This is a genomic window from Nocardia sp. NBC_00511 (assembly GCF_045161165.1).
In the GTDB taxonomy this organism is placed as follows: Bacteria; Actinomycetota; Actinomycetes; order Mycobacteriales; family Mycobacteriaceae; genus Nocardia.
Map to the genome: position 1 here is coordinate 1,851,269 of NZ_CP107849.1, position 23,448 is coordinate 1,874,716.

Consider the following 23,448-nt stretch of genomic DNA (forward strand, 5'->3'; position numbering starts at 1 on the left):
CATGCGTGACATCGCGGCACAACTCTTGGAATGGCACACGGCGGGTACGGATTACGCCGTTGCCTCCATCATCGGGATCGGCGGCAGCGCGCCCCGACCGGTCGGCGCGGCCCTGGCCGTGGACGCCGACGGCACCGTCATCGGGAGTATCTCCGGCGGCTGTGTGGAAGGTGCGGTCTACGAGTTGTGCCGCGAGGCGCTGGATTCCGGGCAGTCGATCCGGGAGACCTTCGGCTACAGCGATTCCGACGCCTTCGCGGTCGGATTGACCTGTGGTGGAACCATCGAGGTGTTCGTCCAGCCAGTGACCGAAGCCAACCGCATCGCGGTGGAGACGGTCCTGCGAGCTGAGGGGGAGGCCGTGGCATTGGTCCGCGACCTCGACAGTGGCGCCGCCATGGCGCTGGGCACCTGGTGGACCGCCGGGGCCGAATTCGACGAGCGGGTGGTGGCCGAAGCCCAGGCCATGCTGGACGCCGGGACCACCGGTATCCGCACCATCGGCTGTGACGATGCCGAAGTCACGGTGTTCGTCGAATCGCATGTGCCACCGCCGCGGATGATCGTCTTCGGGGCGATCGACTTCGCGGCGGCAGTGGCCCGGATCGGCAAGTTCCTCGGCTACCACGTCACCGTGTGCGACGCGCGGGAGGTCTTCGCGACCCGCGCTCGTTTCCCGGACGCCGACGAGGTGGTCGTGGAATGGCCGAACAAGTATCTGGCACGGACCCACGTGGATTCGCGGACCGTGCTGTGCGTGCTCACCCACGACGCCAAATTCGATGTGCCGCTGCTGGAAGTGGCGCTTCGCCTGCCGGTGGCGTTCGTGGGAGCGATGGGTTCGCGCCGCACGCATCTCGACCGGCTCGACCGGTTGCGTGCGGTCGGCGTGACCGAGGCCGAACTGGCGCGGCTGCGGTCGCCCATCGGTTTGGATCTCGGTGGGCGGACTCCCGAGGAGACCGCCGTGTCCATCGCCGCGGAGATCGTGGCGGTCCGCCGTGGAGGATCCGGGGTTCCCCTCGGTGTCCACGGCGGGCCGATCCACCGTGATGCCGTGCTGGTGCCGGACGTGGTCGTCCCGGACTCCCCGGGTGCCCTGCGGCTCACCGCCTGATCTGTTCCAGTACTGCCCGACCTGTTTGTTTCTATCGAAAGTAGTACTACGGCAATGCCTTTGATCTTCCTGAACGGGGGTGCCATGCGCGGTGGACCCCTCAACTACCTGCTCGACGGCGCACCCTTCGCGGGGGAGGCCAAGACCGCGCCGCACTACCGCTTCTATTCGGTCGGTGACCGTTTCCCGGGTCTGCACCCGGTCGCCTACGGTGGCGCGCCCATCGACGGTGAACTGTTCGACGTTCCGATGGAGGTGCTGCGCAATCGGCTGCTGCCCGCCGAGCCGCCCGAGCTGGAGCTCGGTGTGATCGCGCTGGCCGACAACACCTCGGTGCTGTCGATGCTGTTGCGCCGCCCCATCATTTCCTACCCGCAGCTGATCGACATCACCGATTTCGGCAGCTGGAGCACCTATCGAGACGGCGCGAACTGATGGGCGCGACCACCACCGCCGCTACGGCGCAGCGACGAGTGATGAATCCAGGCCGGGTGCGTCCCGGCGCCCGGGAGCGGCGCTGCGGCTGCCTGGACGGACTCGGGCATCCGGTGTCTCCGGTGCTGCCCGACGGGTGGGTGGTGGATCGGTTCACCGTCCAGCTGCCCGTCACCGCGGACTTCTCCGCCGGGACCTGCCGGATGGGTGCCTGACATGTCCGTGCGGCGCTGCGTGAACCGGTCGATCTGCGAGTCGTACAGGCGCGCAGCGTGATCCGGGGACGCACTGCGCTGCGTAAGGGCTGGCAGGAGGGGCACGTGATCGTGGCCCCGGCCGAGTTCGCGGGTTCGCTGAGCGCGGTGCAGGTCGCCGCGCATCTGACCGCTGGATTGCGCCGGGCGCGTCCCGATATTCCGGTGCTGCCGATTCCGGTCGCCGATGGTGGGGACGGCACCGTGGACGCCATGGTCGCCGCCGGGTTCTCCCGGATGCAGACCAATGTGTCCGGGCCGGTGGGTGATTCGGTGGTCGCCTCGTTCGCCATGCGTGCCGAGACCGCGGTGGTGGAACTCGCGGAAGCTTCGGGCCTGCGCCGGTTACGCGGCCGCCCGGATGCCGCCTCGGCGCTGTACTCCACGAGCACCGGCACGGGGGAGCTCATTCGGACCGCGGTCGCCGGTGGCGCGCGGCGCATCGTGCTCGGGCTCGGTGGCAGCGCGTGCACGGACGGGGGAGCGGGACTGCTCACCGCGCTCGGGGCCCGGCTGCTCGACGCGCACGGCCATCCGCTGCCGCCCGGCGGTGCGGCGCTGCGCAGGCTCGCCCACATCGATACCCGTGGGCTGCTGCGGGTTCCGCTGGTGGTGGCCTCCGCCGTCGACAACCCGCTGCTCGGCAGGCGCGGTGCGGCCCAGGTCTACGCCCCGTTCAAGGGCGCGGGGCCGCGCGAGGTCGACGCGCTGGAAGCGGGGCTGGCCCGCTTCGCCGAGATCACCCGCCGCGAACTCGGTGCGGACGAAGCCGATCGCCGTGGCGCGGGCGCCGGGGGCGGTGTCGGATTCGCGGCACTGGCGTTCCTGGACGCGACCATCCGGCCCGGCATCGAAATCATCCTGGAGGAACTGGATTTCGGGGCGGTGGTGGCGGGCGCACGCGTGGTCGTCACCGGGGAGGGCGCGCTCGACGAGCAGAGCCTCTACGGCAGAGCCCCGATCGGTGTGGCGCGGGCGGCCTGGAAGGCCGAGGTGCCCGTGGTCGCGGTGTCGCAACGCTGCGAGGTCGACCGGGATCTGTTGCGCCGCTTCGGCGTCGAGGCGGCCTTCGCGCTCACCGATATGGAACCCGATCCGCGCGTGTGCGCGTCGCAGGCCGGATCACTGCTGGAACAGCTGGCCGTCGGCATCGCCGATGCTCATTTGGGTCGCCGGCTGATCCGAAACTACTAGTGAGAGTTGCCATGTCAGATTTCACCACGCTGCCCGATCTCGCCCTGCGCAGCTTCCGTGCCGCCGTCGTCGCCGCCAGCGACGAGTCCTTCGAGGAGCGCGAGAACCTCATTCAGCCGTGGGAACCGAAGTTCTCCCCGGAGACCTTCGGCACCAAGGGCCAGGAGTACGACGGCTGGGAGACCCGCCGTCGTCGCAATGATCCGGGCAGCGACTGGGCGATCATCCGCCTGGGTATGCCCGGCGTCATCCGCGGCGTGGTGATCGACACCGCCTGGTTCAAGGGCAACTTCCCGCCGCACATCTCGGTCGAGGCGGCTCGTGTCTCGGGCTATCCGACTGTGGCAGAGCTGAATTCGGCCGACTGGGCGGAGATCGTGCCCAAGAGTCCCGTCGGCGGTGACGCCAAGCACGAGTTCCCGGTCGAATCCGAGGGCGTGTTCACCCACGTGCGCCTCTACATGCATCCCGACGGTGGTATCGCCCGCATCCGCGTGCACGGTGAGGTGGTCCCGGATCCGGTGCTGCTCACCGGTCTCACCGTCGACCTGGCGGCTCTGGAGAACGGCGCGCGTACTCTGGCCTGCTCCAACTGGTTCTACTCGGCCCCCGACAACATGATCTCGCCCGGTCTGGCCCGCAATCAGGCCGAGGGTTGGGAGACCGGACGCCGCCGCGACGACGGCAACGACTGGGCCTTGATCCAGTTGGCCGCTCAGGGCGAACCCGAACTCCTCGAAATCGACACCACCAACCTGGTTTTCAATGCTCCCGCCGAGGTTCGGCTGCTGGGCATCAACCTGGCCGCGGGCGCGCCCGTCCCGGCTCCCGACGACTCCGCGTGGTTCGAACTGCTGCCCCGCATTCCCGTCCAGGCCGACACTCCGCACCGCTTCCGCGTCCGTCCCGACGCCAAGCGACCCACCACCCACCTGCGTTTGGATATTTTCCCCGACGGCGGCATCGCCCGCCTGCGCGTGCACGGCTCGCTCACGCCCGCCGGTGAACGCGCCCTCGAAGCCCGCTGGGCCTGATCCTTCCAGCGCGGTAGCCGGGAGTCGCCGACCGATGAGGGGTCAGCGGCTCCCGGCTTTCGTTCGCGCCCAACGCCTGTCCGCGCTGGTTCGCCCGCCCGCGCTCACATCGTCAGTGCCCGGTCGACGAGCACCGCGTACAGCGCGGTCTCCCACGGTTCCGGGTCAGCCCCGGCCAGTACCTCGTCCAGCAGCGGTGCGCGCACCAGGCTTCCGGCCCCGTAGTGCCCCGCCTCCCGGGCACTCGACATCACGGCGTAGATCACCGTCGCGTAGATCTCGGCTCGCGTCACCGTCACGACTCCGCCGCGTGCCTCCATGGCCCGCAACCGGTCCTCCACCGCGTCGATGACCTCACGTAGTACCCGAATGTCTATCTCGCCGTTCTCTTCCACGTCACACCCTCCCTGAAGGCCGCGGCTTCCCCCGCCGCACCAAATAGGTCTTGGCCTGTAACTTGGCCGGGCACACCGTGATCGGGCACCCCGCATGCTCCCGCATTGCCCTGTGGGCATCGGCCTCGGTCATCACCGGTAGCGCGCGGTGACCTGTCGCCGGAAGTCCGAACATCGTTGGAACCTCCCGTCATTCGGGATTGCTGAGGACTCCAGGACACCACGCCGGAGGCCGGGACCGATGGGATTCGGACGTTCCGGGTCAAGTTGCGTGAAATTGCCTGGGCGTGTTCCGAATCCGGCTTAGAGTTTGAACCGGCGTGTGTTCTCGTTCCGAAACTCCGACCGCTGGGGGACGACGATGACCAACGATGACGAACCATCCACCTTGGCCCGGAGGCAGTTGGGGCGCTTCCTCCGTGATTCCCGCGAGATAAGCGGCATGTCGATGGATCGGGCCGCGAAGCTGGCGGAACTGAGCAAGACCGCGTTGCAGCGCATCGAGACCGGCGGCGTGAAAAAGCTTCGCCTGCGCGACATCCAGGCTCTGTGCGAGATCTACCAGGTCGACGCGGCCGATGGTGTGCGTGCAGTGGAGCTCGCCAAGCAAGCCCAGGTCAACTCCTGGTACACCGCGTTCGGCGGCCTCTACAGCGACACCACGTTCAACATGTACGTCGGACTGTCCGCCTCGGCCCGCCACCTCACCGCCTATCACGAGATCGTCCTCGGCCTCGTCCAAACGGCCGACTACGCACGGGCATTGATCAGCGCCTTCTACCGTGATGACAGCCCCGCCGACATCGAACGCCGAGTCGAGCTGCGGCTCAAGCGCCAAACCATCGTCACGCGCAAGACGGACCCGGTGCGCCTGGATCTGGTGCTGCACGAGTCCGCCCTGCACCGGGTGATCGGCGGCCCGAAGGTGATGGCCGCTCAATTGCGGCAGCTCGCCGAGATCAGCAAGCTCCCCAACATCTCCCTGCGGATCCAGCCGTTCGCTGCGGGTTGCGCCCGCGGTATCCCGCACGGCCCCTTCGTGATCCTGGACTTCGGCACCGACGCGCGCGGTAACCCCGTGGAACCACCCCTCGTCTATTTCGAGGGCAACGGCAAGGCCGACCTGTACCTCGAGAAGGACGAGGATGTCCGGCGCTACGATGAAATCGCCTCGGCCATCCGCGGTTCATCGCTGGACGAGAGCCGAACCCGTGACCTGATCAGGCGAGTAGCAAGGAGTTACGAACCGTGAATAGCGCCCCATCCGAAGCGAACTGGTTCAAGAGCAGCTACAGCGGCGGCCAAACGGACTGCGTCGAAGTGGCATGGCTCGCCCCCGGTTCGGTAGGCATCCGAGACTCCAAGAACCCCACCGGCCCCACCCTGACCGTTTCCCCCGCCGCCTGGGACACCTTCACCGCGCTGGTCACCAGCGGCACCCTGCCCACCGGCAGCTAGTCCAAGATCAGGGAGCTCTCACCGTCCCGATCCGGACAATATTTCACGGTGAGAGCTCCCTGATCATGATCGGTGGCCGCCGGGCAGCGGGTGCGGCAGGTAGCCGTCCGCGAAATACGCCATGGATCCACACGATTCGCACCGGTACGCGTGCTGCTGAACTACGTGCTGGTCGAGGCGGCTGGGTTCGTCAGAGAGAATCCTGGTATTTGCCGTGATGAACCCGAGCGTCCCGATATAAGCGCGGTCCGCCCCGCACGAAGGACACCGCAGATCGACAGCCTCCCGCCGCCGCCGAATCTCCGCATCTCGCGCTTCGAGTCGCCGTCGAACCTGCCGGATGTACTCCGCGGCCTCCTCCAACGCCAATTGAGTCGACGTAATCTCCCAGCCCCCTTGGGAATTGAGGGTCGTGGTACTCAACCGCGCGAACTCCGCTCCCGACCGTCGCACCGCTCGACTCCCGGGCCACCCGCCCCTGGCCCTGAACGTGATCTCCGCCTGCGCAACACCCTCCGGCAGCCCACCTTTGATGTGCACGCGCTTGGGGTCGTCCGCATCCGGCCTGAATTCCATTCCCCCGTCCTTCATGCGAGCGACCCTACCGGTGGGCGTGGCAGCGGCAACCGGCGTGGTCGTGGTCAGGATGCGCCGACGAGCTGTGCCCCTGGAAGATCCGATATCGTGATTGTGTTCGTAGCGGCAGAGTTTCGGGGGCACCGCAGTGGGTTTCTGGATTGCGTCATGGTTTCTTTTGATGGGGTTGGCCAGTGTGCCGTTGAGTAGCAAAGCCGGTCGTTTGGGCATGCGATTCGCTCGTGACGGCGTCGTGGTTCCCGGCGAGATCGTCGACATCGAGAAGAGCCGTACCGAAACCCACAACCGGGTGGGCCCGGAAACAATCGAGGAACGTTCGTCACCCGTCGTCGCGTACCGCACCACCGACGGCCGCGACATGCGAGCATCGGCGGTTCTCGCGGTAGCTCACACCGTAGCCACCCGCCGCAACGGCGAATTCGTCGCCAACTCCCGGCGCGGGCAGTGGGGGGGCCGGTCGTGGAATGTCGGCGAAATCGTGCAGGTCAGATATCTTCCGGACGAGCCGTCTCGCTTCCGGGTCGAGGGCAGGCCCGGCAGCTACCTGCTCTGGCTTCTCCCCCTGTCGCTGAGCACCCTGTCCACAGCGATCGGGCTGACGATCCTCATCGTCGAACTCTTCTGACATCGCCTACGCGGGCGCGCACACATCCCCACGCTAACAAGATCATTCACCGATCGCCGCAACTACCTGCGCCGGCAATCGTCGCAGCCCCTACCGAAACCCCCAGATCGCTCCCACCACGACCAGGCATCCGGACATCGCACCGAACGCGGCCCATCCCACATCGCCGAGCATTCGCTTCATACGCCCCCTTGTCGTCGCCGTGAGCCTAGCGGGGCACCTTCTAGATCACCGTGTTTTCGTATGCCCTTTGTGCCCGTTGGGTTTGGCCAAGGATCCTGGGAGGGCGGCTACTCACTGCTTGGTGCGAAACGCATGAAGGTGTGTCGGCCGAACAGGGCGGGGAGCCAGCGGTTTCGGGGTTGTTCGAAGACGAGGGTCAGTTTGCGGAGGATGGCGGTGGGTGGCAGTTGCCATTTCGATATGGGGTGGAAGCCGTGGCGGGCGAAGTAGGCGGGTTTTTGGGTGGCGAGCCAGATGACGGTGTTCGGGTTCGTTGCGTTGGCCAGGCAGGCCTGCATCAGGATCGTGCCGACTCCGTGGCCTTGTGCGGATGGGGCGACGGCGACGGCGAGGATCTCGGCATTGGTTGGGGTATGGCGGTGCAGTGCTGCGCAACCCAGTGTTCGGGTGGCCTCTGTCGCGATGATGAAGTCGTTCAGGTCGCGGCGGATTCTGCGGGGGGACTGTTGGAACAGTGAGGTGTCGGCGGCGTTCGCGGCGAGTACCTGATAGATGGCATCGACGTCGGCTTCCACCGCCTTTCGGACTGTGAATGCTTCGAACTGGGTTGCCACGTAACAGATTCAACCATCAGCGGGGTCGACTGCTCGGGCGAATGGTGCGGCGATGCCGAGTCGGGGATCGGAAGTGGGCCTATCCCTGCAAACTGTGCCGTCGATTGTCAGGAATCTGATTGCAGGCGCGCATGTTTGCAGGATTAGGCCCATTGCCTAGGTCAGTGCTGGCCGACTCGTTCTCGGCCGATGCGGCGGGAAGCCTCCACCAGCGGGATCGCGTAGGCCAGCATGCGGCGCTGGTATTCGGCTACGGCTTCGTGAACCGGGCTGTTGTCGGCGAGGGCGATGCCGAGGAGGTTGGTGAGTTCGCCCGCATCCCGCAGCGCGGTGTTCGCGCCCATCGCGAGAACCGGGCTCATGGCGTGGACCGCGTCGCCGAGGAGGGTGACGCCGGGGGTGTTCCAGCCGTCTATCGGTGCGGCACTGGCGATTCGGAGGGGGAACAGGGAGTCGGGTTCCCAGTGGTCCAGCACCTGGTGGATGTCTGGATGCCAGTCGGGGCCGATCAGGTCCCTGGCCAGCCGCGCCAGATCGCGTCCGCGCAATGCTCGCAGTTCTTCGAACGGCCTCATCGATGGATGTGTCGCGGGTGCGCCGACCAGGCAGGCGACATAGTCCGCAGAGGAGGACGGACGCTGTGTCGACTGTTTCGGCCGGTCTCCTGGAATGACCGGTCCGACTCCGACATGAGCGTGTCCGGGGCCGGTGGCGACGGTGAAGATCGCTTCGAAAACCCAGTCCGGCAATGCATTTGCTGCCGAGGCAGGGATCTTGCCGTAGATGAGGCGCATTCCGGCGTCGTCGACGCGGGCATCGGGCAATACGGTCCCGCGCACGGCCGAGCCGACGCCGTCGGCTCCGACCAGCAAGTCCGCGACATCGTGATCGCCATCAGCGAAGTGGACGGTGATCCGCCCGTCGGATCGCGTTTCAAGAGCTGTGAACTGCTTACCGAAGGACACCGGCACTGGAAGGTGCTCGATCATGTTGGCCCGCAATGTCGCCCGATCGAACGCGTACGCCCTGGTCTGCGGCGAATACGACTGAACCATCCGCGCCCGTTCGGCGACCGGTCGCAATCGTGAATCGAGCACTCGCGGAGGGAGTTCCGGCGCGCCTGCCGCATTCAGGCACAGTCGATACACCTGCTCGGGCAGACACCGTTTCAGCCCGTTCAACCCGGGCGGATCCAACTGGATTCGATAGCCTTGCGGCCGGGAATCAGCCGCCGCGTCACGCTCGTACACCGCGACGTCGATACCGAGCCCGATCAGCCCGTGCGCACACGCCAACCCGCTGAGGCCGGCGCCCACAATAATCACACGCATACTCATGTTCCTGCCTTCGCATCGAGACGAAGCAGCACCGGATCCATGAGTGGATGTCACGTATCAGTTGATACGCGCTGCGCGAAACACCATTCGACAGCAGATTTTTTCGTGCGCCATATTGACTTGGGACCCGATCATAACTGTGAAGTCGATCGAATGCGGAGCCGCCGCCGGTGACTGCCCGGTCACAGTCGCGGCGCCTCCGGCTCGACCGCGATCGAATCGCAACCATTCGACGCGGTCGAGCGGGGACAAAACCTCCAGTCTCAGGCGAACTTTCCCGGATTCGCCGCAACGGCCCGGGGCAGGGTCGGCCGGTTGGCGCGGTAGGCGTCCACCACCGATTCCAGTTCGTGCGGGCTCGCGCCGTGCATGATCACCGAGTGGCAGCCGAGGTCGTATTCGCGGGTGATCTTCTCGACGCACTGCTTCGGGGTGCCGTATGCGGCAGAGCCGAGCCATTCGTCGGGGATCAGTGCGTTGAACTGCTCGAGGACATCGACGGAGGCCGACGCGTCGATCGGCCCGGCCGCCGCCGCATCCTGGAACAGCTGCGTGGCGCGAATCCGCTCCCACACCTGCGGATCCCAGCCGTTGGCGCTGATCAGAATGTCGGCATACGCCTGCAGATACGTCACCAGCCGCCCGGTGCGCCGACGCAGCTGATCCTCTTCGGAGAGCGCGTCGCTCGCGGTCGCCAGGCACGACCAGATGCGGACGCTGTCGGGATCCTTGCCCGCCCGCTCCGCGCCGCGCCGCACTGCCGCAACGGAATTGGCGGTGGCCTCGTCGGAGAAGAAGGTGTGCAGCACGACGAAGTCGCCGATCTCACCCGCGAGTTCGAGAGTCTTCGGGCCGACCGCGACGAAGCCGATCGGCGGCGCGTCGTCCAAGCCGTTCTGGTGGTAGAGCACGGGCCACTTACCGGCGGGCCCATCGTGATTCACGATGGTCTCCCCGTCCCACAGCCGACGCAGGATGCCGACGAAGTCCCGCAGTTGCGCCTCGGTGACGGCGGGCAGGCCGATCGCCTTCCAGTTCGCCGCCATCCCGCGCCCGAACGCCATGGCGTACCGGCCCCCGGTGATGGCCTGCATGGTCGAACCCATCGTCGCCGTGACCATGGGGTGCCGAGTGTGGTGATTGGTTGCCGCAGCGGCGATTCCGAGGTCGGTGGTGCATCCGGCCAATCCGCCGGAGAGGACCGCGGAGTCCTTGACGGTCATCCGCTCGCCGATCATGCACGAGCCGAGGCCGATCCGTTCGGCGTCGCGCGCCTCGGGCAACAGGACGCGGGCGTCGGCGGGGTGCCGGGTGATGCAGTAGTAGGCCAGTTCGTTGAGCTGTTCAGTCACGAGAATCTAACTTTCCCAGTGGGTTTCGAGAACGGGGGAGATCAAGCGTCGAGTTCGGTGAGCATTTCCTCGACGATCGCGCGGTGGTGCAGCAGCACCTCGATATCGTCGGGACGTTCCATTTCGCCGAAGTGGATCTGCCGTCCACCGGCGCGCAGGAAGACCACGCAGTAGTTGAGCGCGGCGTACATCGTGTACCAGGTGAGGTCGGCGAGCTCGACGCCCGAGTGCTCGGCGTAGGTCGCGCGCACGTCCTGCTCGCGCATGAAGTCCGGCATGCCGGGCAGGCCGAAGTTCTTCGCGATCCCGTGAAAGACGCGGTGCCCGAACACGATCCACGCCACATCGAGTTCGCGGGGCCCGATGGTCGCCATCTCCCAGTCGAGGACCGCGACCGGTTCGAAGTCCCGGTACATGACGTTGCCGAGCCGCGCGTCACCCCAGGACAGGACCGTGTCACCCGGCGAATCCGGAATATTGGCACTGAGCCACTTCAGGATGCGCTCCACCAGAGGTGAGCGACCGGTGTCTCGTACCGAGAACTCGTACCAGGCTCGGGCGCGCTCGAGGTTGCGTTCCAGCAGACCGCTGCCGGGATACCGCGGGTCGAGGAACGCGAAAGTCTTTGCGGCATCGGGGATCGCGTGCACCCACGCGAGAGTCCGGATCGTGCTGTCCTGCACTCGCCGCTGCTGGTCCGAGTCGGCCTCGAACAGCCAGTTGCCGCCGAAGGTGTACGGCATGACGTCCGGCGGAACCAGCCCGTCGACGCGGTCCATCAGCAGGAACGGCGTTCCCAGCACCTCGCCGGTCGGTTCGAGGAACCGCACGCGAGGTACCTGTACGTCACCGAATTCGGCCACGATCCGCATGACGTCGAACTGCTCGGGCAGGTTGTAGTGCTCGTAGACGGGAAAGTCGCCGGGCGCGGGCACAACTCGCGCGATCAGGTCCGCTACCTGCGCGGTCCCGTCCTCGCTCCACCGCAGTGTGAGGGTCAGGGTCTCCGCCGACATGCCGTTGCTGTCGATGCCGGACCCCAGCGTGAGCTCCGGATCGGCTCCCTCGGGCAGCTGGGTGGCCAGCCATCCGGTGAGTCGGGGGATCAGGGCGGCGGTGTCGCGACTGCTGCGTTGCAGGCGCATGCCCTGGTCATCGGGAGACGGAGACATGGATCACTCCTGACTGGATTGCGAAAAGCTGGGGGTAACAGTGGACCGCCCCATCGCAATTGTCAACGAGGGTTCTCAAAGAATGGAGTCAGTGCAGGTAGACGGCTATCGAGTCGACGAGGCAGTGGCGTGCGGCGGCCAGATCGGCGGTGGAGGACAGGCGGCGCTCGTTATTGATGCCGCGCATGGCCATCGGGATGAGGGCCTGGACGCGATGCACCTTGTCGGCATCGAGCGGCAGGTCGGCCAGGAAGTATTCGAAGGCGCGCAGCCAGGCGTCCTCGTATTCGGTCATGGCGGCCGCGGTCAGCGGGAACACCTCGAGCCGTTCGGTCTGGCCGTTGGGAAGTCCGGCTCGCAGCGTCTCCACCGCCTGCCCCTCGGGCGAACCCAGGATGGTCCACATGGCATCGACCATCTCCCACACCCGGTCCCGGATCGAGCCGCTGACCTGCGGCCAGATCTCGGGATTGTTGGCGCCGCTGCGATCGGTCAACTCGATGAGCACCGCGGCCCACAGTCCGTCGATATCGCCGAACTGATGCTTCAGCGTCCCCCAGCTGACCCCGGCCTCCTTGGCAATCCGATTGGCGGACAACGGTTCCCCGGATCCCTGCGCGAGGCACTCGATGGCGATGTCGAGCAGCCGCTGCCGGGTCTCGCGTCCCCGCCGGTTGAGGCGGGTTCCGGCCGCGGACTGCATCGTCGAACTCGCTTCGGTCATCGCTGCTTCCGTTCCCCTGATCTGCTCGAAGTCCCGGCGTGGCCGAGTGTCGCTCCGACGATAGCGGCGGGCGTGTGTGAGCCCTCGACCGCAGCGCCGCGCGGCCGTTGGTGGCTCGTTGGTGGATGCAGAGTCACTGCGCCGACTCTGAGTGCAGCAACAAAGCACAGGGTGATCCGAACCGCGAACGGCGCGGGGCGAGCGCCCACCTCGGAAGGTGAGAAAGACCATGACCAGTGTCCCCAAGCCCGCGGTGAAAGGCGCCGTATTCGTCGCCTCGGCCTTCGCCCTCGCCGCCGGTGCGCTGCAGATCGGCATTGCTCCGGCGTACGCCGTGGCCGGACCGACCACCAAGTACGAATGCCGCGACGTCCAGACGCCCGGCACCCTCTTCCCCGGCGACGAGGTGGCCTGCACCCTGACCGTGAGCACCACCGGAAACGACTCGTTCACCAATGTCGTTGCCGAAGTGACCATTCCGAACGGCACCGATTACGAATCCGGCGGCACCAAGCAGGGCGCCCAGAAGGTCGTGTTCAACCTGGGCCAGGTCACCAAGGCCAACAGCGCGTCCGCCACCCTCACCGTCATGGTCGACGGCCAGACCCCCGCCAACACCGCGGTCTCCAGCGACGCCTCGGTCAAGGGTTTCGCCCCCAACGGCGCGTTCGACACCACCGCCTCCTCCAACACCCTCACCACCACGAGAGTCGATGCCGGACAGGGCGGTACGAAGCTGGTGGCCCGCCAGGACACCGCCTCGGTCAACACCTTCGGCCGCGCCCAAACCCCCATCACCGATCTGGTCGACGCCCCCGCCGGCGTCACCCCCAAGATCGAACTGGTGACCAGCGCCGAACCCAAGAAGAACTACGTCAGCGCCTCGATCGCCAACGACGGCAAGTCCATCACCTGGTCGGCTCTCTGCACCGCCACCGCCCAGGAGAAGACCCAGGCCTTCACCGTGAAAATCTCCGCCCCCGGCCAGAACCCGGTCGAAGCGAACATCACCGTCCTGCTCGGCGACAACGTAGCCAACCAGGGCTTCGCCCAGCCCGCCAACTGCGCCCAGAAACCCTGACCCCACCGGCGAACCAACAGCGCGGTCGGCGCGGCTCTTTGCAGCCGCGCCGACCGCGCATTCATGTGTTCGTCAGGGTTTGTCGATGCGCTCGGCCAGCGAGACGATGATTCCCTCCGGCCCGCGGATGTAGGCCATCCGCCACATACCCTCGTATTCGCCGATGCCACCGACCAGGCCGTAGCCCGCCGCGGCGGCGTGCTCCACCGCGGCGTGCAGATCCTGGACCTCGAAAGCGACGTTGCGCAGACCCAGCTCGTTGGCCGGGGCGGCCGGAGATCCCGGAAGGTGTTGCGGCCGTGCGAAGCTCGACAGTTCCAGCGTCGTCCCGCCGCCGGGTACGTTCAGCATGACGATCTCGGTTGCGGCACCGGTCATTCCGATCACGGTGTCCAGGAACTCGCCTTCGACCGTCATCTTCCCACCGGCTTCCAAGCCGAGGCCGACGAAGAACGCTGTCACCGCATCGATATCGGAAACGGTGATGCCGATGTGGTCGAAACGCTGTACAAATCCCATCGAAATGCCTTCCCGCGAATCTCGGTGTGTCGTTGCGACGGGATCCTATTCGGTTCGTCGGCCTTCGGTGACGTCCGTAGATAATCGAGCGGTGAGCTACTTCGCTCGAATTCGGCGAGCCGCCGGTCGGGTACCGCAGGTCGGCCTGAGGCTGTGAATTGCGCTCGCGTCACCCGAATACTTCATCGCGGCTGAGCCGAGGCTGACGTAGCCTTCGGAGAATGCACGTGATCGTCGGGATCGCGGGTGGGGGAGGGACGAAAGATGATCGGTGGGCTCATCTGTATCGCTACGGGCTTCGGCTTTATCGCGCTTCTGGCCTGGCTCAGCGGTAGAGCGAGGCGGCAGTATCGCGGAAATCCCAGTGGGAGCTGGGGATACGGTTCCGTAGGTGGGAGCGGTATCTCCTCCTCGAACGATGGGGGCAGTGGCTGGAGTGACAGCGGTGGCAGCTGGTCCGGAGACAGCGGAAGCAGTGGTCACGGGCATAGCGGGCACAGTCACCACGGGTGTGGGGGTGGCAGCAGCTGTAGTGGGGGTAGTAGTAGCTGCGGTGGTGGGAGCAGCAGTTGCGGTGGGGGAAGTAGCAGTTGCGGAGGCGGCGGCAGCAGTAGCAGTTGCGGCGGGGGCTAGGCGGCTAGCGGCTCACAGGTCGGCGGCGTGGACGGCAGCCTCGATGGAGCGGACTCGCTCGAGGGGAATTCCCCACGGCTGCTCCACTCCCACGACCGTGTCCAGATCCCACAGCACGCACTCCTCGCCGGGCCGCGCCACCATCGACCAGGCGACCACGGCGCGCCCGAGTTGATCCGCCATCGACGTAGCGGGTCCACTGTCCTCCCCATCCGGAAAGTGGTGCAGGAACCGCCCATACGCGCTGTCGCAGAACCGCTGATACCTGACCGTGCACAGAATCAACCCGTGCCACGCCTCATCCACCGCATGCGACGGCATCCCGATCACCTGCCCGTCACGCATCGCCGCCCCACAACACCGCAACCACTGCCGCAACCCGGTCTCCACCAGACTCCGCGGCTGCCACGGACACGTCTTGAACACGGCCTCCGGTATCACCAGCGCATCCGCGGCCCGCGAAATCCGCTCCACCCCGGGCCGCCGGAACCGTTGCAACAACATGGCTTCACCGTACGTCGAGAACCTCACCCGAGCCCGTGTCGACGGCCCGCACCCACCGATCCCCGCCGTCTAATGAGATATGGAGACCAAGTTCTTGTTCTCAGGCGTACCCGTCACGGACTTCGCACCCGCGATGGACTGGTACACCCGACTGTTCGGCCGCGAACCCGACGTACTCGTGACCCCGGGCATCGAATCAATGTGGCAACTGACCGAAACCGCTCTGATCTATATCGTCGTCGATCCGCCGAGAGCCGGATACGCACTTGTGAATATCGCCGTCCCGAACCTGGATGCCGCAGTGGCCCAGATCATTTCGCGTGGCCTGGCACCCGGCCCGTTCATCCACGTCGGCCCCGACGGCGCAGCGGGCCGAAAGGCCCCGTTCACGGATCCAGACGGCAACTCGCTCTTCGTGATCCAGATCAACTGATCAACCGCCTTTCCCGAGTTGGATCGATTCTGTCGGTCGGACAGATTCCGGTTGTCGGCATGGCCATTCCCGGCTCGGCGAATGATGGCAGGTAGAGTGGGCCCAGCCAGTGTGTCAGTTTTCGCTGGTCAAAGTCTCGCGCCGGAGATCTCACCTCGAACGCCGACTCAGCTATCGGAGGCCCATTGTGACCACGATTCGAGTTCTGTCCGTTCTGCTCGCGACTGCGGCCCTCACCGCCGTCGCCCCCGCATTCTCCGCTCCCGCCCAAGCTCGCCCCTCGTCGGTGAGTGCGGATCAATGCAACTCCTCGCGTGGCGGCCGCGTCGAATACGACCAGGGCCGCAGGGTGTGCAAGAGCCGCGACAATCGATACGACGGCCTCCCGATCCGGGGATAGTCGCAGGCTGTTTCGGTCTGCGTGATCACGTTGATCGTGGGACAGCGGATGGCAGCGGATGATCGGGTTCGAGCGCTGGCAGGCCGTCGATGCTGTGGCCGTTGTCGCCGGTGATTCGGTTCGAGAACTTCTCGTCCGGCTGTTTGGCGTGATGAGCGTCGAGGACCGGTCGTTCACCGACGAGGTCGAAGTAAGGGACCGAGTATCCGCAGGCATCGGCGATGCGCTCGATATCGATGACGATCACCGCGCGAATGCCTGGATGGTCGAGTCCGAAAAGCGTTCGCAGGTCGAGGAACTCGGTGTCGTCGGGGCGGACCACACGGCCCGTCCCGAACAGCCGCAGGATCCTGGAATTGCGGGTGAACGAGCAGAACATGATGGTGATGCGGCCGTTGTCCCGCAGGTGGGCGATCGTTTCCGCACCGCTGCCGAACAGGTCCAGATAGGCCACCGTGCGATCGTCGATAATCGCGAACGTGTCCTGATATCCCTTGGGAGACAGATTCACTCGCCCGCCCTCGGACGGCGCGGTGGCCACGAAGAACATCGCCTGTGCCTGGATGAATCGGTGCAGCGAATCATCCAGCTGCGAGAACACTTTTGCCATGGGTTCCCCTCCCGGACGGCTCCACCACGAGCCTATCGGTGGTGCTGAGGGTTTCGGCCGTGAGAGTTCTCACCGCACCGAGCCATTGAGCGAGCATGAACGCGCGTCTTCGATCAGCACGTTCTCGGTGACGTGGGTACTGTCGCCAGGTGGGGAATCAATGTTCGATCTGTGAAAAGCATCGGGGCGTCGGGCGTTTGGTGGGGCCGGTGGTTTATGCCGATGAGCTGGTGGTGGTGACGCATCGGCCGCTGTCGGAGGGGATGCCGATACCCGGGTATCTGTTCGTCGAAACCGCCCGGCACGCAGCGACTTTGGCGGATCTGAGTGATGCCGAAGGCGCAGCGGTCGGGTGGGCGGTTTGTCGGGCGGCGTTCGCGCTTCGGAGTGAGCTGGATCCTGAGTTCGTGTTCTCGGGGATTACCGGCCGCAGCGTTGGCCACGCTGTGCGAACGTCTTGCCGCGCACTTCGTATCGGCAGTCGAGACGGACGGCTAGCCCGTATCCGGGTGCGGTCCGGCATCGTTCGTACCCTGTGCGTCGAGTGCGCGGCCATTGAGAGGAATCAGCAGGGTCTCATGGATCTAGCCCTGGGCAACTGCTCCGTCCATGACCCACAGTAACTTAGGTTTGCCTAAGTTTGGGAGGGTAGATCGGCCTCGGCCAGATGCTGGGCGGCGCAGCGCGCGATCGTCGCGGCTTGGCGCGCAAGCGCTTCGGGATGCGCGGAGCGCTGCTCGAGTGCGGTGCGGATCCGCTCGAGGGACACCGAGGCCTCGCTGGTGGCGCGCCGCAGCACGGCATTGCGGTCCTCGAGATCTCGATAGGCGAGATCCATGTCCTCATAGCGTTTGCGGAGGTCTTCCATCCGCCCGAGGAGATCGGCTGCTTCACTGGTGGTGAGAGAGAACATCGGATGCTGTTCGCCGGTAAGGATTGCCTTCGCGGCGAACTCGGCACACCTGGCGTGAAGTACATCGAGAATGTCGGTCACACAGATCACCTCCCGAACCTGCAACGTCGCTCCGCTAGCTTATCGGGTGTCGTTCCACTGAGTGCGAAGGACCCCGAATCACGTGATACCGACCGGCCGTTCGAAACGTACGTCCCAGTAACCCCCTATCCGGGTATACCTGGACCCGCAACAGGTGCAAACTACGCGAGAAACAGTCTTACTCCGTCGCCCACCGGGGCCAATCGCAGTGGAATGGAAGGAGTCGGCGAGTGTTCAGCCGCATTGCAATCGTTAACCGGGGTGAGGCAGCGATGCGCCTCATCCACGGGGTCCGAGACTTGGCCGCAGAGACCGGGCACCCGATCGAAACGATCGCGCTGCACACCGATGTCGACCGGAATGCGACATTCGTCCGGGAAGCCGACGTGACCTACGACCTGGGTCCGGCGTCCGCGCGCCCCTACCTCGATCTCAAGGTGCTCGAGCAGGCGCTCATCGCCACCAAGGCCGACGCGGCCTGGGTCGGTTGGGGTTTCGTCGCTGAGGATCCGGCGTTCGCCGAACTGTGTGAGCAGATCGGCGTCACGTTCATCGGCCCGAGCCCGGACGCCATGCGCAAACTCGGCGACAAGATCGGCGCGAAGCTGATCGCCGAGGAGGTCGGTGTTCCGGTCGCGCCGTGGAGCCGCGGTGGTGTCGATACCGTCGAGGAGGCGCTCGCCGCCGCCGAGAACATCGGCTACCCGCTCATGCTGAAGGCGACCGCGGGCGGTGGTGGCCGCGGTATCCGCATGGTCACCAATGCCGACGAACTGGTCGACGCCTACGAGCGCACCCGTCAGGAAGCCGCGCGCGCCTTCGGTTCCGGCATCGTCTTCCTCGAGCGCCTCGTCACCGGTGCGCGCCACGTCGAGGTGCAGGTCATCGCCGACGGTCAGGGCACCGCGTGGGCGCTGGGCGTGCGCGACTGTTCCGTGCAGCGCCGCAATCAGAAGGTCATCGAGGAGTCCGCCTCCCCGCTGCTGAGCCCCGAGCAGACCGCCGACCTCAAGGCCTCGGCCGAGCGGCTGGCAGTCTCGGTCGGCTACCGCGGCGCGGCGACCGTCGAATTCCTCTACCACCCCGGCGATCAGCTCTTCGCGTTCCTCGAGGTGAATACCCGCCTGCAGGTGGAACATCCGATCACCGAGTCCACCACCGGATTCGACCTGGTGCGCGCGCAGCTGCACGTCGCCGCGGGCGGCAAGCTCGAGGGCACGCCCCCGGCCGAGCGTGGCCACGCCATCGAGGCGCGCCTCAACGCCGAAGACCCCGACCGCGACTTCGCCCCCGCGCCCGGCCGCATCGCGCGCCTGGATCTGCCTGCGGGCCCGGGCATTCGCGTCGACACCGGCGTCAGCGTCGGCGACACCATCCCGGCCGACTTCGACTCGATGATCGCCAAGATCATCGCCTACGGCAGCGACCGCGAGCAGGCGCTGGGCCGGCTGCGTCGCGCCATGGCCCAGACCCGCGTGGTCATCGAGGGCGGCGCGACCAACAAGAGCTTCGTGCTCGACCTGCTCAGCCAGCCCGAGGTGATCGACGCCAGCGCCGACACCGGCTGGATCGACCGGGTGCGCGGCGAGGGTCGCCTTGTCTCGCAGCGCCATTCGGCCGTCGCGGTGGCCGCCGCCGCCATCGACGCCTACGAGGCCGACGAGCGCGTCGAGCAGGATCGCCTGCTGTCCACCGCGTCCGGTGGTCGCCCGCAGGTGCAGCACGAGAGTGGTCGCCCGCACGATCTGAAGCTGCGCGGCGTCGCCTACCGTGTCCGGGTTGCCCGAATTGGCGCGCACCGCTTCAGGATCGGCATCGAGGCGGGCGGCAATATGCGCGCCGCCGACGTCGAACTCGATCGCCACGACGACCACGCCGGTCAGCTCCTGGTGAACGGCACCCGTTTCCGCGTCACCACCGCCACCCACGGCACCATCCACCTCGTCGACGTCGACGGTGTCACCCACCGCATCAGCCGCGACGAAGGCGGCGTCGTGCGCTCGCCCGCGCCCGCGCTGGTGGTCGCCACCCCGCTCGCGGTCGGCGACGAGGTCGAGGCCGGTGCCCCCGTGCTCGTGCTCGAGTCCATGAAGATGGAAACCGTTCTGCGCGCGCCCTTCCGGGCCCGCCTCAAGGAGTGCGCGGTCTCGGTCGGCACCCAGGTCGAGACCGGTGCGCCGCTGCTGCGCCTGGAACCGATCGTCGATGAGGACGAGAACGCCGAGGCCGCACCGGCCGCCGTCGTCGAACTCGAACTGCCCGGCGAGCCCGCCCCGCTGCGCCCGCACGAGGGTCTGGCCCGCACTCTTCAGGATGTGCGCGGTCTGCTGCTCGGCTTCGACGTCGACCCGCACGACGAGCGTCGCGTGCTCGAGGACTACCTGGCCGTGCGCCGGGCGGCCATCGCCGACAACCGTCGCCCGCTGGCCGAGGAACTCGAACTCGTCCAGATGTTCGCCGACCTCGCGGAATTGAGCAACAACCGCTCCTGGGACGGCGAGGGCACGCAGAGCCACGTGCACAGCGCCCGCGAGTATTTCCACACCTACCTGCAGAGCCTCGATGTCGAGCGGGCCGGGCTGCCGGAGTCGTACCAGGCGAAACTGTCCAAGGCCCTTGGGCATTACGGAATCACCGAGCTGGATCGCACCCCCGATCTCGAGGGCGCGGTCTTCCGCATCTTCCTCGCCCAGCAGCGTCCGGCGGAAACCGTCACCATCATCACCGCGCTGTTGCGCGAGTGGCTGCGGGAGCCCGTGCCGGACCGCGCGCTGCGTGAGCCGGTCGGTCTGATGCTGGAGCGTCTGGTCGCCGCGACCCAGGTGCGTTTCCCGGTGATCGCCGATCTGACCCGTGGTGTCGTGTACGCCTGGTTCGGTCAGCCGCTGTTGCGCCGCAACCGCGCTCGCGTCTACACCAATGTCCGCAAGCACCTCAGCCACCTCGACGCGAACCCGGCCAGCGCCGACCGCGCCGAGCGCATCTCCGACATGGTGCGCAGCACCGAGCCGCTGGTGCGACTGCTGGCCCAGCGCCTGCAGCGCGGCAGTGTCGACAACACCGCCATGCTCGAGGTGCTGACCCGCCGCTACTACGGCAACAAGGGTCTGGCGGGCGTGCACACCGACACCGTCGACGGCAGCGCCTTCGTGATCGCCGAGCGTCGCGGCCTGCATCTGGTCTCGGCCGCAGTGCGTTTCGACGAGCTCGACACCGTGCTGCGCGGACTCAACTCGCTCGCCGCCGGGGCTGCGTCCATCGAGGCCGACATCTACCTCAGCTGGGAGAACCAGCCCGAGGACTTCGACGCCATGGCCACCGCGCTGCAGGAAATCCTTGCCGCGCAGCCACTGCCGAACCAGGTGCACCGCATCACCGCCACCGTCGCGGGCAGCGGCAACTCGGTCATGCACCACCACTTCACCTTCCGTCCGTCGGCGACCGGCATGGCCGAGGAGCGGTTGATCCGCGGCCTGCACCCGTTCATCGCGCAGCGGATGCAGATGAAGCGGCTGCGCAAGTTCGACCTCACTCGCCTGCCGTCCTCCGACGACGACGAGGTGTACCTGTTCCGCGCCATCGCCAAGGAGAATCCGGCCGACGAGCGCCTCATCGCGTTCGCGCAGGTGCGTGACCTCGCGGCGCTGCGTGAGCACGACGGCCGCCTGCTGGCGCTGCCCACCGCCGAGATCGCGGTGGCGACCTGCATCGACTCGATCCGCCGCGCGCAGTCGCTGCGGCCATCGGCCAAGCGGCTCAACACCAACCGCATCGTCATGTACATCTGGCCGCCGGTCGAGCTCACCCGCGAGGAGCTCGAGGCGATCATCGACGGGCACATCCTGCCGATGACCGCGGGCGCGGGGCTCGAGGAGATCCTGCTGATCGCGCGGCAGCGTGACGCGGCGACCGGCGAGCTCACCAAGATCGCCGTGCGGGTGTCCTTCGACGCGTCGGGGGCCACCTCGATCAGCACCGAGGAGCGCACCGACGACGCGGTCGAGCCGCTCGACGAGTACCGGCAGAAGGTGCTGCGCGCCAGCAGCCGCAACACCGTCTACCCGTACGAATTGACCGGTCTGCTCGGCGATTTCACCGAGCACGACCTCGACGCGGAGCACGTGTTGGTCCCCGTCGACCGGCCCAAGGGTCGCAACAAGGCCGCGATCGTGGCGGGCGTGGTCGTGACCCGCACCGAGCAGCATCCCGACGGAATCACCCGCGTGGTGCTGCTGGGCGATCCGACCAAATCCCTTGGCGCGCTGTCGGAGCCGGAGTGCCGCCGGGTGATCGCCGCGCTGGATCTCGCCGAGCAGATGGGCGTTCCGCTCGAGTGGTACGCGCTGTCGTCGGGTGCGCGCATCTCGATGGAGTCGGGCACCGAGAACATGGACTGGGTGGCGGCCGCGCTCAAGCGGATCGTCGAATTCACCCAGGGCGGTGGCGAGATCAATATCGTCGTCGCGGGCATCAATGTCGGTGCGCAGCCGTACTGGAACGCCGAAGCCACCATGCTCATGCACACCAAGGGCATCCTGGTGATGACGCCGGATTCGGCCATGGTGCTCACCGGTAAGCAGTCGCTGGACTTCTCCGGTGGCGTGTCGGCCGAGGACAACTTCGGCATCGGCGGCTACGACCGCGTCATGGGCCCCAACGGCCAGGCACAGTACTGGGCCCCGAACCTGACCGCGGCCCGCGCCGTGCTGATGTCGCACTACGAGCACACCTACGTGGTCAACGGTGAGCAGTCGCCGCGCCGGGCGCAGACCAGCGACCCGATCGACCGCGACGTCTCGCCCTTCCCGCACGTGATCGAGGGCAGCGACTTCACCACCGTCGGTGAGATCTTCTCCGCGACCCACAACCCGGAACGCAAGAAGCCCTTCGACATTCGCACCGTGATGGCCGCGCTGGCCGACCAGGATCACCCGACCCTGGAGCGCTGGGCGGGCATGGCGGACGCCGAGACCGCCGTCGTGCAGGACGCGCGCCTGGGCGGAATCCCGGTGTGCCTGCTGGGTATCGAGTCGCGCGGCGTCCCGCGTCGCGGCTTCCCGTCCACCGACGGACCCGACACCTACACCGCCGGAACGCTTTTCCCGCGTTCCTCGAAGAAGGCGGCCCGCGCGATCAACGGGGCCAGCGGCAACCGCCCCCTGGTGGTGTTGGCCAACCTGTCGGGCTTCGACGGCTCTCCGGAGTCCATGCGCAAGCTGCAGCTCGAGTACGGCGCCGAAATCGGCCGAGCCATCGTCAATTTCGAGGGCCCGATCGTCTTCTGCGTCATCTCCCGCTACCACGGTGGCGCGTTCGTCGTCTTCTCCAAGGCGCTCAACCCCAACATGACGGTCCTCGCCCTGGAGGGTTCGTTCGCCTCGGTCCTCGGCGGCGCTCCCGCCGCCGCGGTCGTCTTCGCCGGTGAGGTCAACGCCCGCACCGCCGCCGACGAGCGGGTCCGCACGGTCCAGGCCGGCGTAACCAACGCCGCCGGTGCCGAACGCGCCGCTCTCGCAGCCGAACTCGACGAACTGCGCGCCTCCGTGCGTGCCGAGAAGCTGGGTCAGGTCGCCGCCGAATTCGACGGCGTCCACAACATCCAGCGCGCCGTCAAGGTCGGCTCGGTCGACGCGATCATCCGCGCCGCCGAACTGCGTCCGCGCATCATCGAGGCGATCGAAGCGGGCCTGGCCCGCTAGGTTCCCGGAACCTCACCGCCTGAACACCGGCCCGGACCCACTGTGGGTCCGGGCCGGTCAGTATTTCTTGGCCCGACCGCCGAC

At 66.7% G+C, this 23,448-nt stretch carries 22 protein-coding genes; 11 read left to right on the plus strand and 11 right to left on the minus strand.

Going from position 1 to position 23,448, the window contains the following annotated elements; translation table 11 throughout:
* The first annotated feature begins 1 nt into the window (after position 1).
* Genes OG300_RS08720 through alc form a run of 5 tightly spaced genes read left to right on the plus strand, consistent with a single transcriptional unit; the run spans position 2 to position 4,034 of the window.
* Positions 2-1,117: an XdhC family protein gene (locus OG300_RS08720; RefSeq protein ID WP_405493965.1), complete on the plus strand. Its 1,116-nt coding sequence runs from the start codon at positions 2-4 to the stop codon at positions 1,115-1,117.
* Between the two features lie 54 nt (positions 1,118-1,171).
* A complete protein-coding gene (locus OG300_RS08725) occupies positions 1,172-1,552 on the plus strand; it encodes a gamma-glutamylcyclotransferase (protein ID WP_405493967.1) in 381 nt (126 codons plus the stop codon).
* Positions 1,552-1,767, plus strand: a complete 216-nt coding sequence (locus OG300_RS08730) for a hypothetical protein (RefSeq protein ID WP_405493969.1) — start codon at positions 1,552-1,554, stop codon at positions 1,765-1,767. Before OG300_RS08725 ends, OG300_RS08730 begins: the two co-directional genes overlap by 1 nt.
* A 57-nt stretch (positions 1,768-1,824) precedes the next feature.
* Positions 1,825-3,000, plus strand: a complete 1,176-nt coding sequence (locus tag OG300_RS08735) for a glycerate kinase (RefSeq protein WP_405493971.1) — start codon at positions 1,825-1,827, stop codon at positions 2,998-3,000.
* Positions 3,001-3,011: 11 nt separating this feature from the next.
* Positions 3,012-4,034 (plus strand): allantoicase, encoded by a 1,023-nt coding sequence (gene alc, locus OG300_RS08740; protein ID WP_405493973.1) that lies wholly within the window; start codon positions 3,012-3,014, stop codon positions 4,032-4,034.
* Positions 4,035-4,138: 104 nt separating this feature from the next.
* Here the strand turns inward: alc and OG300_RS08745 are convergent, their stop codons facing one another.
* Positions 4,139-4,429 carry a hypothetical protein gene (locus tag OG300_RS08745; protein ID WP_405493975.1) on the minus strand — a complete coding sequence of 97 codons (291 nt, stop codon included), beginning with the start codon at positions 4,427-4,429 and terminating at the stop codon, positions 4,139-4,141.
* Positions 4,430-4,790: 361 nt separating this feature from the next.
* On the opposite strand from OG300_RS08745, the gene OG300_RS08750 reads away from it, so the two are divergent.
* Complete coding sequence (locus OG300_RS08750; RefSeq protein ID WP_405493977.1) at positions 4,791-5,681, plus strand: helix-turn-helix domain-containing protein; 891 nt, start codon at positions 4,791-4,793, stop codon at positions 5,679-5,681.
* Positions 5,678-5,887 carry a DUF397 domain-containing protein gene (locus OG300_RS08755; RefSeq protein WP_405493979.1) on the plus strand — a complete coding sequence of 70 codons (210 nt, stop codon included), beginning with the start codon at positions 5,678-5,680 and terminating at the stop codon, positions 5,885-5,887. The genes OG300_RS08750 and OG300_RS08755 overlap by 4 nt, the downstream gene beginning before the upstream one ends.
* 63 nt (positions 5,888-5,950) lie before the next feature.
* On the opposite strand, the gene OG300_RS08760 is transcribed toward OG300_RS08755, so the two are convergent.
* Positions 5,951-6,478: a hypothetical protein gene (locus tag OG300_RS08760; protein ID WP_405493981.1), complete on the minus strand. Its 528-nt coding sequence runs from the start codon at positions 6,476-6,478 to the stop codon at positions 5,951-5,953.
* 133 nt (positions 6,479-6,611) lie between these two features.
* On the opposite strand from OG300_RS08760, the gene OG300_RS08765 reads away from it, so the two are divergent.
* Positions 6,612-7,109, plus strand: a complete 498-nt coding sequence (locus OG300_RS08765; protein WP_405493983.1) for a DUF3592 domain-containing protein — start codon at positions 6,612-6,614, stop codon at positions 7,107-7,109.
* 290 nt (positions 7,110-7,399) lie between these two features.
* Here OG300_RS08765 and OG300_RS08770 read toward each other — a convergent pair whose 3' ends face one another.
* The 5 genes from OG300_RS08770 to OG300_RS08790 all read right to left on the minus strand — a co-directional run bounded on the left by OG300_RS08770 (position 7,400) and on the right by OG300_RS08790 (position 12,491).
* Positions 7,400-7,867, minus strand: coding sequence for a GNAT family N-acetyltransferase (locus OG300_RS08770; protein ID WP_405493985.1), 468 nt, complete (start codon positions 7,865-7,867; stop codon positions 7,400-7,402).
* A 200-nt stretch (positions 7,868-8,067) separates the two neighbouring features.
* The gene (locus OG300_RS08775) at positions 8,068-9,237 is read right to left on the minus strand and encodes an FAD-dependent oxidoreductase (RefSeq protein WP_405493987.1); all 1,170 of its coding nucleotides are present in this window, start codon (positions 9,235-9,237) and stop codon (positions 8,068-8,070) included.
* A gap of 269 nt (positions 9,238-9,506) precedes the next feature.
* Positions 9,507-10,595 carry a TIGR03857 family LLM class F420-dependent oxidoreductase gene (locus OG300_RS08780; protein ID WP_405493989.1) on the minus strand — a complete coding sequence of 363 codons (1,089 nt, stop codon included), beginning with the start codon at positions 10,593-10,595 and terminating at the stop codon, positions 9,507-9,509.
* Positions 10,596-10,636: 41 nt separating this feature from the next.
* Complete coding sequence (locus OG300_RS08785) at positions 10,637-11,767, minus strand: phosphotransferase family protein (protein ID WP_405493991.1); 1,131 nt, start codon at positions 11,765-11,767, stop codon at positions 10,637-10,639.
* 88 nt (positions 11,768-11,855) lie between these two features.
* Positions 11,856-12,491: a TetR/AcrR family transcriptional regulator gene (locus OG300_RS08790; RefSeq protein WP_405493993.1), complete on the minus strand. Its 636-nt coding sequence runs from the start codon at positions 12,489-12,491 to the stop codon at positions 11,856-11,858.
* 229 nt (positions 12,492-12,720) lie between these two features.
* On the opposite strand from OG300_RS08790, the gene OG300_RS08795 reads away from it, so the two are divergent.
* Positions 12,721-13,572 (plus strand): hypothetical protein, encoded by an 852-nt coding sequence (locus OG300_RS08795; protein ID WP_405493995.1) that lies wholly within the window; start codon positions 12,721-12,723, stop codon positions 13,570-13,572.
* A 72-nt stretch (positions 13,573-13,644) separates the two neighbouring features.
* Here the strand turns inward: OG300_RS08795 and OG300_RS08800 are convergent, their stop codons facing one another.
* Positions 13,645-14,091: a VOC family protein gene (locus OG300_RS08800; protein ID WP_405493997.1), complete on the minus strand. Its 447-nt coding sequence runs from the start codon at positions 14,089-14,091 to the stop codon at positions 13,645-13,647.
* A 645-nt stretch (positions 14,092-14,736) separates the two neighbouring features.
* Positions 14,737-15,228, minus strand: a complete 492-nt coding sequence (locus OG300_RS08805) for a hypothetical protein (protein ID WP_405493999.1) — start codon at positions 15,226-15,228, stop codon at positions 14,737-14,739.
* A 79-nt stretch (positions 15,229-15,307) separates the two neighbouring features.
* Here OG300_RS08805 and OG300_RS08810 point away from each other — a divergent pair, with 79 nt between their 5' ends.
* On the plus strand, positions 15,308-15,661 hold the full coding sequence (locus OG300_RS08810; protein WP_405494001.1) for a VOC family protein: 354 nt from the start codon (positions 15,308-15,310) through the stop codon (positions 15,659-15,661).
* 425 nt (positions 15,662-16,086) lie between these two features.
* Here the strand turns inward: OG300_RS08810 and OG300_RS08815 are convergent, their stop codons facing one another.
* Both OG300_RS08815 and OG300_RS08820 read right to left on the minus strand, forming a co-directional pair.
* Positions 16,087-16,671, minus strand: a complete 585-nt coding sequence (locus tag OG300_RS08815) for a pyridoxamine 5'-phosphate oxidase family protein (RefSeq protein WP_405494003.1) — start codon at positions 16,669-16,671, stop codon at positions 16,087-16,089.
* A gap of 634 nt (positions 16,672-17,305) precedes the next feature.
* On the minus strand, positions 17,306-17,665 hold the full coding sequence (locus tag OG300_RS08820) for a hypothetical protein (protein ID WP_405494005.1): 360 nt from the start codon (positions 17,663-17,665) through the stop codon (positions 17,306-17,308).
* 230 nt (positions 17,666-17,895) lie between these two features.
* On the opposite strand from OG300_RS08820, the gene OG300_RS08825 reads away from it, so the two are divergent.
* A complete protein-coding gene (locus OG300_RS08825; RefSeq protein WP_405494007.1) occupies positions 17,896-23,364 on the plus strand; it encodes a carboxyl transferase domain-containing protein in 5,469 nt (1,822 codons plus the stop codon).
* Positions 23,365-23,448 lie beyond the last annotated feature (84 nt).